Source organism: Streptomyces luteogriseus (assembly GCF_014205055.1).
Classification (GTDB): Bacteria; Actinomycetota; Actinomycetes; order Streptomycetales; family Streptomycetaceae; genus Streptomyces; species Streptomyces luteogriseus.
On record NZ_JACHMS010000001.1, the window covers coordinates 5451252 to 5468795 of the forward strand.

General features: G+C 71.3%; 17 protein-coding genes and 1 tRNA gene. 10 read left to right on the forward strand and 8 right to left on the reverse strand.

Annotation, left to right across the window (positions count from 1 at the left end):
* The first annotated feature begins 172 nt into the window (after positions 1-172).
* From BJ965_RS24180 to BJ965_RS24190, 3 genes are all read left to right on the forward strand, one after another.
* Positions 173-484, forward strand: coding sequence for a DUF6412 domain-containing protein (locus BJ965_RS24180; protein WP_031107255.1), 312 nt, complete (start codon positions 173-175; stop codon positions 482-484).
* Between the two features lie 88 nt (positions 485-572).
* Complete coding sequence (locus tag BJ965_RS24185; protein WP_184910696.1) at positions 573-1286, forward strand: YidC/Oxa1 family membrane protein insertase; 714 nt, start codon at positions 573-575, stop codon at positions 1284-1286.
* A 212-nt stretch (positions 1287-1498) separates the two neighbouring features.
* A complete protein-coding gene (locus tag BJ965_RS24190) occupies positions 1499-2356 on the forward strand; it encodes a fumarylacetoacetate hydrolase family protein (RefSeq protein ID WP_184910698.1) in 858 nt (285 codons plus the stop codon).
* Between the two features lie 97 nt (positions 2357-2453).
* Here BJ965_RS24190 and BJ965_RS24195 read toward each other — a convergent pair whose 3' ends face one another.
* From BJ965_RS24195 to BJ965_RS24205, 3 genes are all read right to left on the reverse strand, one after another.
* Positions 2454-3320, reverse strand: a complete 867-nt coding sequence (locus BJ965_RS24195; RefSeq protein ID WP_184910700.1) for an LLM class F420-dependent oxidoreductase — start codon at positions 3318-3320, stop codon at positions 2454-2456.
* 73 nt (positions 3321-3393) lie between these two features.
* Positions 3394-3933, reverse strand: a complete 540-nt coding sequence (locus BJ965_RS24200; protein WP_184910702.1) for a heme-degrading domain-containing protein — start codon at positions 3931-3933, stop codon at positions 3394-3396.
* Entirely contained in the window at positions 3930-5021 is a 1092-nt protein-coding gene (locus BJ965_RS24205; RefSeq protein ID WP_184910704.1) for a Gfo/Idh/MocA family oxidoreductase, read from the reverse strand. The genes BJ965_RS24200 and BJ965_RS24205 overlap by 4 nt, the downstream gene beginning before the upstream one ends.
* Positions 5022-5116: 95 nt before the next feature.
* Here BJ965_RS24205 and BJ965_RS24210 point away from each other — a divergent pair, with 95 nt between their 5' ends.
* Positions 5117-6541 (forward strand): ROK family transcriptional regulator, encoded by a 1425-nt coding sequence (locus BJ965_RS24210; RefSeq protein WP_246548144.1) that lies wholly within the window; start codon positions 5117-5119, stop codon positions 6539-6541.
* Here BJ965_RS24210 and BJ965_RS24215 read toward each other — a convergent pair.
* On the reverse strand, positions 6499-7290 hold the full coding sequence (locus BJ965_RS24215) for a TetR/AcrR family transcriptional regulator (RefSeq protein ID WP_313666998.1): 792 nt from the start codon (positions 7288-7290) through the stop codon (positions 6499-6501). The genes BJ965_RS24210 and BJ965_RS24215 overlap by 43 nt on opposite strands.
* Positions 7291-7410: 120 nt before the next feature.
* Between BJ965_RS24215 and BJ965_RS24220 the strand changes: the two genes are divergently transcribed.
* From BJ965_RS24220 to BJ965_RS24245, 6 genes are all read left to right on the forward strand, one after another.
* A complete protein-coding gene (locus BJ965_RS24220) occupies positions 7411-7626 on the forward strand; it encodes a hypothetical protein (protein WP_184910706.1) in 216 nt (71 codons plus the stop codon).
* A 97-nt stretch (positions 7627-7723) separates the two neighbouring features.
* Positions 7724-8518 carry an LPXTG cell wall anchor domain-containing protein gene (locus tag BJ965_RS24225; RefSeq protein WP_184910708.1) on the forward strand — a complete coding sequence of 265 codons (795 nt, stop codon included), beginning with the start codon at positions 7724-7726 and terminating at the stop codon, positions 8516-8518.
* A 108-nt stretch (positions 8519-8626) separates the two neighbouring features.
* Entirely contained in the window at positions 8627-9406 is a 780-nt protein-coding gene (locus BJ965_RS24230; RefSeq protein ID WP_184910710.1) for an HAD-IIA family hydrolase, read from the forward strand.
* A gap of 185 nt (positions 9407-9591) precedes the next feature.
* Positions 9592-10377 (forward strand): hypothetical protein, encoded by a 786-nt coding sequence (locus tag BJ965_RS24235; protein ID WP_313666999.1) that lies wholly within the window; start codon positions 9592-9594, stop codon positions 10375-10377.
* 2 nt (positions 10378-10379) lie between these two features.
* Positions 10380-11057, forward strand: coding sequence for a class F sortase (locus BJ965_RS24240; RefSeq protein ID WP_184910713.1), 678 nt, complete (start codon positions 10380-10382; stop codon positions 11055-11057).
* A gap of 152 nt (positions 11058-11209) precedes the next feature.
* Positions 11210-12247, forward strand: coding sequence for a glycoside hydrolase family 6 protein (locus tag BJ965_RS24245; RefSeq protein WP_184910715.1), 1038 nt, complete (start codon positions 11210-11212; stop codon positions 12245-12247).
* 70 nt (positions 12248-12317) lie between these two features.
* Here the strand turns inward: BJ965_RS24245 and BJ965_RS24250 are convergent, their stop codons facing one another.
* The 4 genes from BJ965_RS24250 to BJ965_RS24265 form a co-directional block, all read right to left on the reverse strand.
* Entirely contained in the window at positions 12318-14258 is a 1941-nt protein-coding gene (locus BJ965_RS24250; protein ID WP_184910717.1) for a kelch motif-containing protein, read from the reverse strand.
* Positions 14255-16267, reverse strand: a complete 2013-nt coding sequence (locus BJ965_RS24255; protein ID WP_184910718.1) for a glycosyltransferase family 2 protein — start codon at positions 16265-16267, stop codon at positions 14255-14257. The genes BJ965_RS24250 and BJ965_RS24255 overlap by 4 nt, the downstream gene beginning before the upstream one ends.
* A 318-nt stretch (positions 16268-16585) precedes the next feature.
* Complete coding sequence (locus tag BJ965_RS24260; RefSeq protein ID WP_184910720.1) at positions 16586-17305, reverse strand: FadR/GntR family transcriptional regulator; 720 nt, start codon at positions 17303-17305, stop codon at positions 16586-16588.
* Positions 17306-17443: 138 nt separating this feature from the next.
* A tRNA-Lys gene (locus BJ965_RS24265) sits at positions 17444-17517 on the reverse strand.
* Between the last annotated feature and the right edge of the window lie 27 nt (positions 17518-17544).

The following is a 17544-nucleotide window of genomic DNA, read 5'->3' on the forward strand; positions in this document are numbered from 1 at the left end:
ACAGGGGTGCCCCCGTGGTTGGTGACGAGAAGCATCGGGTGTGGCGGATGGGTTGTCGAGGGTTCTGACGAACCTTTCTCAAACCCGTGTACGAAGTCGCGGGCCCGGGTGGAAGAGTGGTCCTGTATAACGGACCGCAGGGCATACGCGCGTACGAGGGGAGGGGCAGCCGATGAACCGGAGTTGGGCGACTCTGCGTCCCGCCCTCGCGCTGCTCTTCCTGCTCGTCGAGGTGGCGCTGCTCGACACCGGCAGCCTCACCGCCACCGTCGCGCTCGCCGCGACCGCCGCCGCCTCGTCCGCCCTCGCGCTCTGCGCCGTCATCGCCTCCCGCTGCGCGCCCACCGTGCCGCGCACACGGGTGCGTACGGCCATCCGTGACCGGGACCGGCGTACGGCCTTCCTGCCCCAGCGGGATCCCGACGCCCGGGGGCGCACCCGGCCCCGGGCACCCGGTCACGCCCTCCGGGCGACCGTCGCGTAGGGGCGTATCCACACCTGGGTGACCCCGCGCGGGTCGTCATGCCGCCATGTTCCGTTCCGGCACGACGAGACCCCCGGAGGGCTCACCCATGTCCGTCTTCGCCACCCTGGTCGAGCACCTTGCCGACCTGCTCCAGCCGCTGTTCGGCGCCTCGGCCGCCGCCGCGGCGATCGTCCTGTTCACCGCGCTCGTACGCCTCCTCGTCCACCCCCTGTCCCGGGCCGCCGCGCGCGGCCAGAAGGCCCGCACCGCGCTCCAGCCGAAGATCGCCGAGCTGCGGAAGAAGCACGGCAGGAACCCCGAGAAGCTCCAGAAGGCCGTGCTGGAACTGCACGCCGAGGAGAAGGTGTCGCCGCTGGCCGGCTGCCTGCCCGGGATGCTCCAGATTCCCGCGTTCTTCCTGCTCTACCACCTGTTCTCCAGCGACACGATCGGTGGCGAGGCCAACGGGCTGCTCGGCCACCGGCTGTTCGCGGCGCCGCTCGGGGAGCGGTGGACGGACGCGCTCCAAGGCGGTGTGCTCAGTGGTGCGGGACTCGTCTACGCCGGGCTGTTCGTGGTGGTCGCATGCGTCGCCGCGTTCAGCTACCGGCTCAGCAAGCGCATGACGGCCGCGAACCCGGCAGCCGCCCAGGTGGGCGACGGGGAGCAGCTGCCCGGGCTGGGGGCGGTGACCAAGGTGATGCCGTTCATGTCGTTCTTCACGCTGGTCACCGTGGCCGTCGTGCCGCTGGCCGCCGCGCTGTACGTCGTGACCAGTACGACGTGGAGTGTCGTCGAGCGGGCCGTGCTGTACAGGTGACCGGGCGGTCGGGGTCAGTACGTGAACCGGGTGACCGGGCGGCCGGGGGGCCAGTACGTGAAGCAGGTGACCGGGCGGGTCGGTCCAGTACGTGAACGGGGTATTGCGGAGTGCACGCCCAGCTTGGAGGATCGACCAGTCCTCCGATGGCTGCCCCGCCGCACCCGGGTCGCGCGCATCGGCCGGGCGCCCGCGATCGAGGGAGACTGATCATGAAGCTGCTGCGAGTCGGTACGGCGGGGGCGGAGCGGCCCGCGCTGCTCGACGCCGAGGGGACCCTGCGGGACCTGTCGGGTGTCGTCGCGGACATCGACGGCGCGCTGCTCGCCGACGAGGAGGCCCTCGGCCGGGTCCGGGCCGCCGCCGACGCCGGTGACCTGCCCGTCCTGGACGCCACCGGCCTGCGGGTCGGGCCGCCGCTGGCGCGGATCGGCAAGATCGTCTGCATCGGGCTGAACTACCACGACCACGCGCGCGAGACCGGCGCCGAGCCGCCCGCCGAACCGGTCCTCTTCATGAAGGCCCCGGACACGGTGGTCGGGCCGAACGACACGGTCCTCGTGCCACGGCGGTCCCTCAAGACCGACTGGGAGGTCGAGCTGGCCGTCGTCATCGGGCGTACGGCCAGGTATCTGGGGTCCGCCGAGGAGGCCCTCGCGCATGTCGCCGGGTACGCGGTGGCGCACGACGTGTCCGAGCGGGAGTTCCAGATCGAGCGGGGCGGCACCTGGGACAAGGGGAAGAACTGCGAGACGTTCAACCCGCTGGGCCCGTGGCTCGTGACGGCGGACGAGGTCCGGGATCCGCAGGACCTCTCCCTGAAACTCTGGGTCAACGGTGAGTTGAAACAGGACGGGACGACGGCCGAGCAGATCTTCCCGGTGGGTGAGGTCGTGCGGTACCTCAGCCAGTTCATGACGCTGTACCCGGGCGATGTGATCAACACCGGTACGCCGGCGGGGGTGGCGCTGGGAGCGCCCGAGCCGAAGCCGTTCCTGCGGAGCGGGGATGTCGTGGAGCTGGAGATCGAGGGGCTCGGGCGGCAGCGGCAGGAGTTCAAGGACGCGTAGCGCTCCGCTGGGAGGGGCGGGGAACTGTGGTCCGTTTCCGGCTGCGGGCAGTCCGTGGCCGGTCGCGCGGTTCCCCGCGCCCCTCAGGGCGTTCCCCTCACGCCAGTACGGACGCCAGGTCGCGCCACGCCTTCCTCGGGAGGGCGTCGCGCGGCTCGCCGGTCAGGACCTGGAGGGCGACGTGGTCCGCGCCCGCCTCGAAGAACGCGTCGACCTTCGTGCGGATCGCCGCGTCGTCGCCCCAGGCGAACAGGGCGTCGACCAGGCGGTCGCTGCCGCCGTCCACCAGGTCGTCCTCGGTGAAGCCGTGCCGGAGGAAGTTGTTGGTGTAGTTCGGCAGGGGGAGGTAGATCTCCAGGAACTCGCGGGCCAAGGCGCGGGCGCGGGCCGGGTCCGTCTCCGGGACGACGCCCAGCTCCGGGGCCAGCAGCGGGGCCTCGCCCAGGATCTCGCGGGCGTGCGCCGTGTGCTCCGGGGTGACCAGATACGGGATCGAACCCGCCGCCCGGTCGCGGGCCAGCCGGAGCGACTTCGGGCCCAGGGCGGCCAGGAGGCGCCGGTCCGCCGGCACCCCGGCGGCGTCCAGGCCGTCGAGGTGCTCGACCAGGGCCGAGTAGGGGCGGGCGTACTGCTCCACCCGCTTGGCGTGGCTCACGCCGAGGCCCAGCAGGAACCGCCCGGGGTGGGCCGACTCCAGGTCCGCGAAGGCCGTGGCGGCGGCGTCCGGTTCGTGCTGCCAGATGCTCTGGATGCTGGTGCCGACCGTGAGCTTCGAGGTCGCCTCGATCAGCGGGGCGGCATGGGCGGCGGAGCTGTTGCCGCCCAGCCAGAGGGCGCCGTAGCCGAGTTCCTCCAGTTCGGCGGCGGCCTCGGCGAGTTCGCCGCGCCGGTCCGGGTCCTCCGAGCGCAGTCCTACGCTCCAGATGCCGTACCGGCCGACGGTCTCCTTCAGGGGGGTGCTCATCGGTGGGGTCCCTCCGGTTGGGGCGCCGTGCTTGATCACGCGTACGCAGGTGCCAACCGGAGGGAGTCCCCGGTCATTCCGGGTGAGGGACCTGGAGATCCTGGAACCGCTCCAGCGCCTCGACCACGAGCCGGTGGTCCTGGAGCTGCGGCAGCCCGGACACCGTCACCGCACCGATCACGCCCACGCCCTCGACGATGATCGGGAAGGAACCGCCGTGGGCGGCGTAGGTGTCGGGGTCGAGGCGCGAGGACTCCTCGAACGTGCTGCCCTTGGCGCGGAATCGGGTGCCGACCAGGTAGGAGGACGAGCCGTAGCGCTCGACCACCCGGCGCTTGCGGGCGATCCAGGCGTCGTTGTCCGGGCTGGAGCCGGGCAGCGCCGCGTGGAAGAGCTGCTGGCCGGCGCGGTGGATGTCGATGGCGACCGGGGCCTGCCGCTCCCGGGCCAGCTCCACGAGGAGCGAGCCGAGCGCCCAGGCGTCGTCGTACGTGAACTGGCGGAACACCAGCCGGCGTTCCTGCTTCTCCAGCTCCTCCAGGCTCGGGGTGAGCTCCGGGTGGAACTTCGGGGTGAGCCCCTGGCTGTGCGAGGGGTTGCTCTTGTGGGTCACAGCGTCACCGTCACCTTCTCGCGGGCCGAACGACGGGCGGCCTCCAGTACGTCCAGGGCGGCGGCCGCCTCCCGTGCGGTCACCGGATTCGGGGCGCCCTCCAGCAGGGCCTTCGCCACGGCCGCATAGTAAGCGGGGTAGTCGCCCGGGAGGGTGGGTTCGGCGTGTCCGCCACCGGTCACCGGGGACTCGCCGGAGCCCACGCGGCCCCACAGCGACTCCGGCTCCACGCCCCAGTCGGGGCCGGGGCGCAGTCCGTCCCGGAGCGCCGCCTCCTGGGGATCGAGGCCGTACTTGACGTAACCGGCGGTCGAGCCCAGGACGCGGAAGCGGGGGCCGAGCTGAGCGGTCGTCGCGGAGACGTAGAGGTGGGAGCGGACGCCCCCGGTGTGCGTGATCGCGATGAACGTGTCGTCGTCGGTCTCGGCGCCCGGGCGGCGGATGTCCGTCTCCGCGTACACGGAGGCCGCTGGGCCGAACAGGACCAGGGCCTGGTCGACGACATGGCTGCCGAGGTCGTAGAGCAGACCTCCGATCTCTGCGGGGTCGCCGGACTCCCGCCAGCCGCCCTTCGGCTTCGGACGCCACCGCTCGAACCGCGACTCGAATCGCCACACGTCGCCCAACTCGCCCTCGTTCAGCAGCTTGCGCAGGGTGAGGAAGTCGTTGTCCCAGCGGCGGTTCTGGAAGACGGAGAGGAGCAGTTCACGCTCCTCGGCGAGGGCGGCGAGCTCGCGGGCCTCGGCCGCCGTGCCCGCGACGGGCTTGTCGACCACGACCGGCAGGCCGGCCTTCAGTGCGGTCGTCGCGAGCGGCACATGCGTCTTGTTCGGGGACGCCACGACGATCAGGTCCAGCTCCGCGGCGCGGCCGAACAACTCGTCCGGCGTGGCGGCGAGGCGGACGTCCGGGAACTCGGCGCGGGCCTGCCGCTGCCGCTCCGGGTTCGAGGTGACCACCGTGTCGAGGGCGAGGCCCTGCGTGGCGGCGATCAGCGGGGCGTGGAAGACGGAGCCGGCGAGGCCGTAGCCGACGAGGCCGACGCGAAGGGGCGAGCCGGGGGCTGTGCCGAGGGGTGTGCCAGTCATGCCACCCACTTTGGCAACGCTGTTGCCAAAGTGCAAGCGCCGGGGACAATGGAGGCGTGAAGAGGGCGGACGACCGTACGGGCGGAGTGGGCGGCATGCGCGGGACGGGAGGCGCGGTGGCGGCCGGCACGGCCGGGGCGACCGGCGCAGGTGTGGGGGCAGGGGCAGGTGCCGGGACCGGGGGTGGCGGGGTCAATCTGCTCGCCCTGCGCAGCCACAACGCCGCGCTGGTGCTCGACCTGCTGCGGACGGCCGGGGACGAGGGCATCAGCCGTCTCGAACTCGCCGAGCGGACCGGGCTCACCCCACAGGCCGTCAGCAAGATCACGGCCCGGCTGCGGGAGGACGGGCTCGTGGCGGAGGCCGGGCGCCGGGCGTCCACCGGGGGCAAGCCGCGCACGGTGCTGCGGCTGGTGCCGGAGGCCGGGCACGCGGTCGGGGTCCATCTGGACCGGGACGAGGTACGGGTCGTGCTCGTGGACCTGCGGGGGACCGTGGTGGGGGAGCGCCGGGCCGCGCTGGATCTGGGGGCCGGGGCGGAAGCCGTGCTGGGAGCGGTGGGGGAGACGGTGGCGGGGGTGCTGCCGGGTGGGTTCGCGGGGGGCTCTGGGCTTCGGCTCGGGCTTGAAGGGGACGTGCGGCCGGGGGCGGCCGGTTCTGACGCGGACTCGCGGCCGGAGTCGACCGGGCTCGGAGGGGTCTCGCTGCCGGGGTCGGCCGGCCTTGACGACGGCTCCCGGCCGGGGGTTGCCAGGTTTGACGACGGCTCCCGGCCGGGAGCCGCCGGGTTCGACGGAGGCTCGCTGCCGGGGCCAACCGGGCTTGGAGGGGTCTCGCTGCCGGGGCCGGCCGGGCTCGATCCATCCCTGCTCGGGGTCGGCGTCGCGCTGCCCGGGCCGCTCGATCATGTCCGGGGTGTGCTGCACCGGGTGACCGGATTCCCCGGGTGGGACGGCTTCCCGCTGCGGGAGGCGCTGGCCGGGCGGCTCGGCGTGCCGGTCGTGGTCGACAAGGACACCAACGCGGCGGCGCTGGGCCTGGCCGCCGGGGGCGAGGGCGGCTCCTTCGCGTACCTGCACCTGGGCACAGGACTGGGGGCCGGGCTGGTCATCGGCGGCAGCGTGCACCGGGGGGCCAGGACCGGGGCCGGGGAGTTCGGCCACCAGGTCATCCAGCTCGACGGCCCGCCCTGCACCTGCGGGGACCGGGGCTGCGTCGAGGCCCTGTGCCTCGCCGCGGTGGCGCGCGGCGACCTGGACGAGGCGGCCCGGGTGCTGGGGGCCGGGGCGGCGAACCTCGTGGGGCTGCTCGACATCGACGTCGTCCTGCTGGGCGGCCGTACGGTGGCGGCGGCGCCGGAGGCCTTCGTGGGCGGGGTCGGTGCGGTGCTGGAGGCCCGGGCCCGGCGAACCGGCGAGGACGCCGTACCGGTACGCGTCACGCCCGGAGGAGACGGGGCCGTGGCGGTGGGGGCGGCTCAGCTGGTGCTGGGGCCGGTGTTCGGGCGCAGGGACGCTTGAGGCGGGGGGAAGATCCTGGCCAGGTGGTAGTCCAGCACCGTTCGTACGCCCGCCAGGGAACGGCGTTCGTGCACGATGTCCAGGCCCAGCCCGACCGCTCCCGACACCAGGAGGTCGGCCTCATGAGCCGGGTCGATGCCCGGGGCCGTGTGCCCCGCCGCCTCTCCGGCCGCGATGATGTCCGCGAGGAGCCGTTCCAGTGGCTGCTCGGCCGCCAGGAAGACCGCCGCGAGCTCGGGATCGGTCAGGCTGCGCGCGTAGTACGCCGTGAACACCCGCAGCGCGAAGGCGCGTTGCTCGTCCAGTGGCAGGAATTCGTTCAGCAGCGCCCGCAGCAACTCGCGCGGCTCGGTCATGTCGTGCGGGATGCGCGCCCGGGCCAGCCGCTCGTTCTCCTCGTGCAGCAGGCGCAGCGCGGCGACCAGGAGGGCGTGCTTGGAGTCGAAGTGGTACTGCACGACGCGCAGCGACACCCCCGCCTCCGCCGCGATCCTGCGCATGCTCGCCGCGTCCAGGCCCTGGCCGGCGGCGATCCGCCACACCGCTTCGGCGATCCGGCGCCGCTGCCGCACTCCGACGTCCGTAGGCCGGGGCGCGGGCGGCGTGCCCGGCTCGGGCAGCGGCTGCCTGCGCCGCCGGTAGGCCCGGGCCTGACAGCTCCGGGAGCAGTAGACGGGCGGACGGCCGCGCCTCGCACGGGCCATGGGCCTGCCGCACACCGGGCACGCCTGCATCTTTTCGTCACGCACAGCTTCACGATAGCGCGTCGAGAAAGTGTGACGTAAAAAGGAAGTTGCGCCTTTTCCAGGGTCGAACTGCTTTCGCCAATTGATACGTTCGTAACGTCACTGTTCGCGGAAAGGGAGACCATGAAGTACGACGTCCTGCAGGTTCTCGCCCTGCTGCTGCTGGCAGTGTGCGTCCAGGGGCTCGTTCGGCTGCTCGTCGACGGCGAGCGGGGTCTGCTGGGCGGGCTGCCCGGCGGTTTCGTCCCGCTGCTGCTGACCTACGCGGTTCTCACCGCGGTCGGCGCCCCCGTGGCCGCCTGGGCCCACTCGCGTGCGAAAGCCCTGGGGCGTCGCTAGGCCCTGTCCGCCGACCGGGCGGATCCGCGCCGCCGTTCGGGGTTCGTTCGCGTCGGAGTCGTCTCGCGACCTTCGCAGCCCGGAATATCACATCATCATGCGACTCTGCACGCCCGCTCATCTCTGCCTGGCGGCGGCAGCGGCGGCCGCCGCCCTGCTCCCCGGTGCCCACCCGGCGCACGCGGATGCCCCGGCGCCCGCCTGTGCCGCGCCCGACGACCACACCTTCCCGCTCACCACCCGCATCCACGGCGGGCCGGACACCTACACGGCCGGGGGCGGGTTCGGGACCTGGTATGTCGATCTGACCAACACGACCGACCGGACCTGCACCGGGGTCCACCCCGTCGTCGTGCTCATCGACGACAAGCGGGCCCTGGAGCCCTCCCAGCCGCGCCTCGAGTTCTTCGAGGGGGCACGGGCCCACCCCGTGCGGTTCGAGAAGACCGGCGAGGACGAACTCGTCGGGGCGTTCGCCGACGAGGAGGACGGGTTCGCCGGGTTCACGGTCGAGCCGGGCGGAACCGTCACCGTGAAGGTGCGGCTCACGCTCACCTCGGACGCCGTGCCCAACGACGTCACGGCCAACGCCGCGGTGGTGCAACGGCACGACGACGACGGGGACTGGGTCGGGCAGTCGAACGACTACCGGTTCGGAATCGGCGCCGACGAGGCGGGTACGGAGGACCCCGGCACCGGCACCGACACCGCGCCCGACACGGGGACGGAACCCCGCCCCGACTCCGACGCCTCCGTCCCGCCCCGCGAGGACCGCTTCCCCTTCGCGGAGGAGCTCGCCCGCACCGGCACCGGCACCCAGATCGCCGCGGCGGCCGCGGCCCTGCTGCTCACCGGCGGCGGGGTGCTGCTCGTCGCACGCCGCCGCCGCTGAGCAGGCCGTCCCGCCAGTCGGGACGCCGCACACGGGCCATTCCGCAAGATCCCGCCACTGTCTAGGCTGGGTCGCACGCAGGACCGCGTACGGCAGGAGATCCCGCACATGGCAGACCGCAAGCCCATCGAATCGTGGCTCACCGACATGGACGGTGTGCTCATCCACGAGGGCGTGCCGATCCCCGGCGCCGACGCCTTCCTGAAGAAGCTGCGCGAGTCCGGGAAGCCCTTCCTGGTCCTCACGAACAACTCGATGTACACCCCGCGCGACCTGCACGCCCGACTGCGGCGCATGGGCCTGGAGGTGCCGATCGAGAGCATCTGGACCTCGGCCCTGGCCACCGCCCAGTTCCTCGACGACCAGCGGCCGGGCGGCTCGGCGTACGTCATCGGCGAGGCCGGGCTGACCACCGCTCTGCACGACATCGGCTACATCCTCACCGACCACGAGCCGGACTACGTCGTCCTCGGCGAGACCCGCACGTACTCCTTCGAGGCCATGACGAAGGCGGTGCGGCTCATCATCGGCGGCGCCCGCTTCATCTGCACCAACCCCGACGAGACGGGCCCCTCCACCGAGGGCCCGCTGCCCGCGACCGGCGCGGTGGCCGCGCTCATCACCCAGGCGACCGGCAAGAAGCCGTACTTCGCGGGCAAGCCCAACCCGCTGATGATGCGGACCGGGCTGAACGCCATCGGGGCCCACTCCGAGACCAGCGCGATGATCGGCGACCGCATGGACACCGACGTGCTGGCCGGCATGGAGGCCGGGATGCAGACGTTCCTGGTGCTCACCGGCCTGACCCGGCCCGAACAGGTCGAGGACTTCCCGTACCGGCCGTCACAGGTCGTGGACTCGATCGCGGACCTCGTCGACCGGGTCTGAACCCCGGGCGGCGGCCGACGGGGGCTCGAACCCCGAACCCGCCGTCAAACCGGCCGTCAAACTCGTCGTCACCCGACCGGAGCAGCCGCCGCGTCCCTGAGGATGCGGTGGCCCACCGTGCGGGGGAGGCTCCAGGCGTCTGGAGGTTCACGATGGGTTGCCTGAGAGTCACTGTCTGTACGAGCGTGCTGGCCGTCGTCGCCCTCGCCCCGGCGGCGTACGCGGCGGACGCGGGGCACGTCTCGGTGACCCCGGCGGCTCCCGCCCCCGGCAGTGACATCACACTCCGCGTCACCGGCTGCGCGCAGCGGACGGCCGTCGCCGCTTCGGCGGCGTTCGTCGCCGACGCCCGGCTCACCGTCACCGGCGCACGCGAACTCACCGGCGAGAGCCGCGTCCGCTCCACGGCTGAGGCGGGTTCGTACGCCGTGCGGGTCACCTGCGGTGCCACGCGACAGAGCGGCACACTCACCGTCCGGGACGACGAGGCGGGGCGGTCCGGATCCGCGCCACTCCCCGTGCCCGGGCCGGCCGGCCGGCCGCCCGCCCCCGACATGGACGGCCGGCTGCCCGCCCCCGATATGGACGGACGGCTGCCCGCCCCCGACGGCGGTGGCGGCAACCCGTCCGCTCCCGGAATCGACACCGCCGCCCCGTCCGCTCCCGGCGTCGACGCCGGGCCGTCCGATCCCGACGGCGGTGGCGGCAACCCGTCCGTTCCCGGAAGCGACACCGAGTCGTCCGCCCGCGGTGTCGACGAGGAGCCGTCCCTGTCGCACCGGCCCGGCGCCTGGGCCTCACCCGTCGCCCCCGTCCGGGCGGGCGGTGGCGGTGCCGCCGAGCTCGTCGCCGCCGAGGAGCGCGGCGCCGGTCCCGGTACCGCGCAGGGGGTCACCGGGCTGGTGCTCGCGGGGGTGGCCGCGGTGGTCGTCGCGCTGCGCGGTCTCCGCCGGGGCCGCGGAACGGACTGACCATGCAGGATCACGATCACGTACAGAGACGCTTCTCGGGCACCGGCCGGCTGCTGACCGGCATGGCCTGGGTCGTGCTGCTGCTCGGGCTGTGGCTGTGGGGCCGTGAGGTCACCGAGATGCGGCACGGCATCTCGGCCCCCGCCACGGGCGACATGGCGGCGGCCGGACGGCCCCCGGACATCAAGCTGCCGCCCGAGCACCGTCCGATGGGCGACGCGGCGCCGCAGCGCGTCGACATCCCCGGGCTCGGCATCCAGGCCCCGGTGGTGGCACGCGGTCTCGACGCACGCGGGGCGCCCGATCCGCCGCCGTACGACCAGCCGGACGTGGTCGGCTGGTACTCCGGCGGGGTCGCTCCCGGGGCGCCCGGCACCGCGCTGATGGTCGGTCACGTCGACACCGACACCCGGCCCGCCGTGTTCTACAAGGTCAGCGCCATGCGGCCGGGCCAGACGATCCGGGTGATCCGGGCCGACGCCAAGGTCGCCGAGTTCACCGTCGAGTCCGTCCAGGTCCTCACCCGCGACCGCTTCGACGCGCACCAGGCGTACGGTCCCCGCGAGTCGGGGCGGGCCGAACTGCGGCTGGTCACCTGCGGCGGCAGCTTCGACCGTACGACCCGCAGCTACACGGCGAACGTGGTCGTCTCGGCGTACCTGACGGGAACCGGCCTCTGAAGCCCCGACGGGCCCCCGGCCCAGAGGCTGGATGACACCCCGTCCCGGTGTGGTGGCGCCGCGTCATCCGTGCAGGTGGGGTTCGCCATGTGGGCGTCGCGGGACGTATGTCAGGATTGAGACTTGGAACGCTGCACCCAAGGGGGAGTTGGATGTACGGCAGCAGGGGGGCAGGGGCGTTCGCCGGGAGGCGGATGTCCGCAGTGGTGCTGGGGGCGGCACTGCTGGTGACGGGGTGTTCCTCCTCCGACGGAGGAGACGGCTCGGACAAGGGCGCCGACGCGGGCGCCGGGATCACCCAACAGCCCAAGGAAAAGGCCCCCTTCTGGGTCAATCCGGACGGGACGGCCGCGCGGCAGGTCGCCGCCCTGGAGAAGTCCGGCAAGAAGCAGGACGCCGAGCAGATCCGCAAGATCGCCGAGCAACCGGTCGCCGAGTGGGTCGGACCGGACAACCCGCAGGAGCAGACGCGGGGCTTCACCGAGGCCGCCGACAAGGCCGGCCGTACGGCGCTGCTCGTCCTCTACAACATCCCGCACCGCGACTGCGGCCAGTACTCACAGGGCGGTGCCGCCGACGGCAACGCCTACCGTGAGTGGCTCGACGGCGTCGCCGCGGGCATCGGCGACCGGGCCGCCACGGTCGTCCTGGAGCCGGACGCCCTGCTGCACCTGGTCGACGGCTGCACTCCGGAGCAGTTCCACGAGGAGCGCTACGATCTCCTCAAGGGCGCCGTCGCCAAGCTGAAGTCCCTGAAGAACACGAAGGTCTACCTGGACGCGGGCAACGCCGGCTGGCAGCACCCCGACCAGATCTTCGAGTCCCTGAACCGCGCGGGCATCGCACAGGCCGACGGCTTCTCGGTCAACGTCTCCAACTTCTACTCCACCAAGGACTCCCTCGCCTACGGCAAGCAGCTCTCCGCCAAGGTGGGCGGCAAGCACTTCGTCATCGACACCAGCCGCAACGGCAAGGGCCCCTACGGCGCCGGCAACCCCGACGAGCGCTGGTGCAACCCGCCGGGCCGCTCCCTGGGCGAGACCCCGACGACGAAGACGGCGGACCCGCTGGTCGACGCCTACCTGTGGGTGAAGCGGCCGGGCGAGTCGGACGGCGAGTGCAAGGGCGGGCCGAAGGCGGGCCAGTGGTGGGGGGACTACGCCCTGAAGCTGGCGAAGGCCACCGGCTGACAACCGGTCCCTGCCGGCCCATACGAAAGGGGCGCTCTCCTCGCGGAGAGCGCCCCTCGCCGTTTGCCTGTCAGGGCACCTTGACCCACTGCGCCTTGCTCGGGGTCCCGTCGGCGTCCGTCACGAACATCATGTACCAGCCCGCCTGGACCAGGTTCCGGTTCTCCGGCACGGTCACCGTCAGCTTGTCGCCGGACGCCTTGAAGTCCAGGGCGATCGACCGCTGGTCGACGTCCGTGACATGGGTGGCGGCGCTCGGCCGGATCAGCCGGACCCTCTTGACCCGGGAGGCGTCCGACGAGGTGAACGTCCCCGTGGAGCCGCGCTCGATGGTCTGCGGCCCGCCCGACAGCGAGGGCCGGTCCCCGTCGCCGTACAGATAGGGCGGCGTGTAGATCTCGATGCGCTGCTCGAACTCGCCAGGCTTGGTGTTGGCCTTGTCGGCGTAGAGCGAGTCGGAGCCGAAGAACATCACGCGGCCGTCGGGCAGCAGGATCGACCCGGAGTGGTAGTTGCGGCCCACGAGCGGGTCGGCGACGCGCTTGAGCTCGTTCTTCTCCGTGTCGTAGAGCCGCGCCTCGAGGATGTTGGAGTCGCCGCGGCCGCGGTAGTCCTCCGAACCGCCGGAGATCAGCACGCTGTCGTCGGGCAGGACCGAGGCGCTCGGGTAGCGCGTGCCCTTGTCCAGGGACGGGCCGTCCACGAAGCGCGGGTCCGCCTTCTTCAGGTCGACGATCCGGGTCTTCTCGCTGGACTTCTCGGACTCGCCGACGCCGCCGCCGCCGACCACCATGTACTTCTCGTCCTGCGCCGGAGGCAGCAGCACCGTGCCGGACGTCTCCATCAGCGTGGGGTCGCTCAGGCCCGGGACCTTCGAGAACTTGTTGGTGTCGACGTCCCACACGCCCGGCTCACGGCCCACGTTGTCCGGCCCGTAGCCCGCGTTGGACCCCGAGTAGAAGATCTTGCCGTTCTGCATGAGGAACAGCGCCGGGTAGGTCGGGAACTGCCGGACCTTGCCGGTGTAGGCCCACTTCTTGGTCTTCGGGTCGAAGACCTCGTTCTTGCCCGGGACCAGCTGGCCGATGTCGTCGAGGCCGGAGACGCTGAGGATCTTCCCGTCGCTCAGGGTGGTGAGCGTCGGGTACCAGCGGGCCTCCTTCATCGGGTCGACCTTGATGTACTTCTCGGCTATCGGGTCGAACTCGAAGGCGTCCCGGATGCCCTGGAAGTCCTTCTTGTCGAGGGCGAGCTTCTGCGCGATGCCGTAGGTGTTCTTGGCGTCGGAGCCCTTGAGGCCGTGCACGCGGTAGTTGTCCTGCGTGCCCGTCTCGTACTTCTTGCCCCGCTTCTGCGCCTCGACGTAGATCCGGCCGAGGCCGGGGTCGTTGCGCAGGAACCTGCCGGTCGCCTTGTCGAAGACCTTCTTGGCGCGCGGCACGAGCACCGGGTCCTTGGAGACGAAGGTCTTGCCGTTCTTCTTGCCGGTGAACGTGGTGCCCGCGGGCAGGGTGATCGGCGCGTCCGGGTTCTCGTTGTGGACGATCATCAGGCCGCCGGCCTTCTTGACGTCACCCTGGAGCTTCTCGTAGCGCTTGGTGCCGCCCGCGATCAGCAGATTGCCGTTGGCGAGCTGGGTGTGGCCGGTGCAGAACAGGTCGGCCGGTGTGGGGACCTTCTTGATGGTGCCCTTGAGCGGGTCCCAGATCCGGGTGTCGAACTTCTTCGCGTCGAAGTTGTCCTGGTTGTTCCCGGACCCCGCGACGAGCAGCACCTTGCCGGTGCGCAGCAGCGCCGCGTGGATGGTGTTCTGCCGGTACTCCTCGGGGAAGTCGACTATCTCCCACTTGCCGTTCGCGGCCTTGTACTCCGGCTGGTTGATCTTGTACTGGTGGTATTTCTCGGTGCTGAAACGGTAGAGCCACGGCCCGTTCATCCCGGCCAGCGCGAGTACCACCGCCGTGCCGATCGCGAGTCGACGGGCCCGGCGGCGGCCTGCACGGTCGTTCATTCCTTACGTCCCCCAAGTCCACCAAGGGCGATCTGCATGGTCTGGTCGGATCCCCCGACCTCCCCGTGTGCGCCCGGGGTCGCGGCCCAAGTGGGCTTCTGCTGCGGGGTGTGTCCCGACGGCTGCTGCGGGATGGGCAGCGGCTGTGTCCGGGGTGCTCCCGCAGGGTCCTGCGGCTGGTCCGCGGCATGGGTGGCGGCGTCGGCCGCGGGCTTCTTCGCGTCCTGCCGCAGCTGCCAGCGCCAGGCGAACACCGGCGAGGCGGTGATCAGCAGCGCGAACGTCGCCCAGATGATCATCGCGGGGTGGGAGTGGCCGAAGACGAAGCCCGCGGTGATCGAGCCGCCGAAGATCGCGATGAAGTACCAGTGGTAGCGGAACGTGCCGAACCAGCGGTCCGGGCTCGCCGAGTCGCCCTTGGGCGTGACCACGAACTTGCTCTTGCGCCGCAGCATGGAGTCGATCAGCGCCTTCGCGTACAGCGGCGCCGACAGCGCGGACATCACCATGCCGGCCACACCGCCGGAGCCCTCCGGCTCGTGCGGCGAGACGTTGTGCCGGCGGTTCCAGACGTACAGGCCGATCTGCAGGGCGGAGGCGTTGCCGTAGAGCATCAGCCAGACCGCCGGGTCGATGTTCACACCCGAGGCGCCCAGGCCCAGGAACAGGCAGCAGCTCAGCGCCGCCAGGATCCAGTTGAGGGCCGACATCGGGTAGAAGATGATCATCATCGTGTAGTTGAAGAGCTTGCTCGGCGGCAGCGAGTACCAGCCCTTCCAGTACTGCCCGATGATCGTCTCGTACGTCCCTCGCGACCAGCGCATCTGCTGGGTGAAGAAGTCCGTCCAGGCGCTGGGGCCCTCACCGACCGCGAGCACGTCCGGCGTGTACACCGAGCGCCACTTCTTCCCCGTCGCCGGGTTCTTGTGGCGGTGCATCTCGAAGCCGGTCGCCATGTCCTCGGTGATCGAGTCGTACAGACCGCCGATCTGCTTCAGGGCCTTGATGCGCACGGCGTTGGAGGTGCCGACGAACATCGGGGAGCCGTAGCGGTTGCCGGCGCGCTGGATCAGCGCGTGGAAGAGGAACTGCTGCGACTCGGCGGCCTTGGTGATCGGGTTGTCGTAGTTGCCGTAGACCTGCGGGCCGATGACGAAGCCGACGTCCGGGTCGCGGAAGAAGCCGAGCATCCGCTCCAGGTAGTTGGGCAGCGGCACGTGGTCGGTGTCGACCGAGGCGAAGAAGTCGTAGTCGTCGCCGTGCGCCTCGAGCCAGGCGTTGTAGTTGCCGTGCTTGGTCTTGGCGCGGTGCGGGCCCTTGGCCTGGTTCCACTTCGCGACGCCCTTGCGGGAGAAGTGGTGCACACCGAGGCGCTCGCAGACCGCCTTCACGTCGGGGTCGTCGCCCTCGTCGAGCAGCCACACGTGCATCAGACCCCGGTGGCGGATCCTGACGGCCGCCTCCAGGGTCTTCGTCACCATCTCCAGCGGCTCCTTGCCGGGCACGAAGGAGGTGAGGAAGGCCACTCTGGTGCCGGTCTCGGGCACCACCGGGATCGGGTCGCGGGCCACCAGCGTGGCGTGCGCGTTGGACAGCACGTTCATGCAGCGGAAGAACTCGATCAGGCCGATCGAGACGAGCATGACCATGTCGAGCGCGGGCAGCCAGTCGAAGGCCGGGTAGTCGCGCTCGGTCCAGTGCTCGGGCTGGAGCAGCCAGAACAGCAGCACCAGGGACAGCACCGGGGCGGCGGCCAGCATCAGGGCGACGCGGATGCGGTGCGGTTCCTGCGAGATCAGCGAGCGGTACTGCACCTTGTACGGCTTGCCCGGATCCGGCTGGGTGAGGGGACCCGCGAGCCGGCTGTAGTGCTCGTAGTCATACCTCGGCAGCGTCTTCTTGATCCGCCGGAACGTCCCCGTGGTGCTCATGCGGTGCGAAGGCACCCTGAGCTGGGTGGTCTGGGACGGGTCGTGGTCCTGCCGGGCACCCGTGGGCCTCGACGTCATGAGTCATCCCCCCACACGCGGACAGCCGCGTGTTTCGTAGCTTCTTACCGTCTGCTCCAGGTCCCCCTCGACCTTCACAGACGTATCAGTGGTGGATCGCAGTCACCACGTCATCCACACCCTATAGACACGGCAACGCGACCTTCCGGTTGCATGATGCCCCCCTTGGCATCGGTTCATGAACGGGGCCCCTATCCCCGCCCACGCCGCAACCGGCTCCGAATCCCCCCAACTGCCGCGAATGCGCAGCACCTTGTAAAACCAGAGAACCAGGGTTCTACGGCGTCCATCATGATCGCAAGATGCGAAACACGGTGGTTACCGGTCAAAAGCGTTCATTGTGGCGGTGTGGGGGCCCTGTGGAGCCGTTGTGGACAGGCGGGCGCGGATGTTGCCGAAGTGCTCCCTTATGGCCTCCTCCGCCCGCATCGAGTCCCCGGACCGCACCGCGTCGAGGATCTCCCGGTGCTGCCGGCAGGTCACCTTCGGGTCCTGCGGCTCGCCCCCGAGGTCCGTGCGGACCCGGTGGAAGGCGTCCCAGAACGCCTCCAGGACCTCGCACAGCAGCACGTTGTCCAGCCCCCGGTAGAGGGTGGCGTGGAAGGCCCGGTCGGTCTCGGCGAGGCCGGCTCCCTGCGCGGCCTGCTCTTCCATACGGCCGACGAGCGCGTCCAGTTCAACGAGGTCCGCTTCCGGTAGCCGGCCGGCCAGCCGGGACACGAGCCCCGTCTCCACCGCTTCCCTCAGCTCCAGCAGCTGGAGCAGGGAGTCCTCGCCCCGGTAGTGCCCGGCGACCGTGCGGAAGGCGAGGCCCTCGATCATCGGGGCCAGGGACATCGGGCCGACGTAGGTGCCGAAGCCGTGCCGGATCTCCACGATGCCCATCGCCTGGAGCGCCTTCAGAGCCTCCCGTACCGAGTTCCGGCTCGCGCCGAGGTACTCCATCAGCTCGGGCTCGGTCGGCAGCGGGGCCCCGGAGGCCAGCCTGCGGTCGATGATGAGCTTCTTGATCCGCTCCTGTAGGTCACGCGCTGCCATGGCGAGAGGGTATCCGGCCAATCGCGCGGCGGGCCGGGTTCCGGCCAGAGAGAGGTTCGGCCGGGTGCCAGCTCAGGAGCCGGACCCATGGGGGAACGCAAGAAGGCCCCTCGCTTCCGCGAGAGGCCTTCCGGTCTGTGCGCCGCCAGGGACTCGAACCCCGGACCCGCTGATTAAGAGTCAGCTGCTCTAACCAACTGAGCTAGCGGCGCCGGCTGACGTCGTAACTCTACAGGACG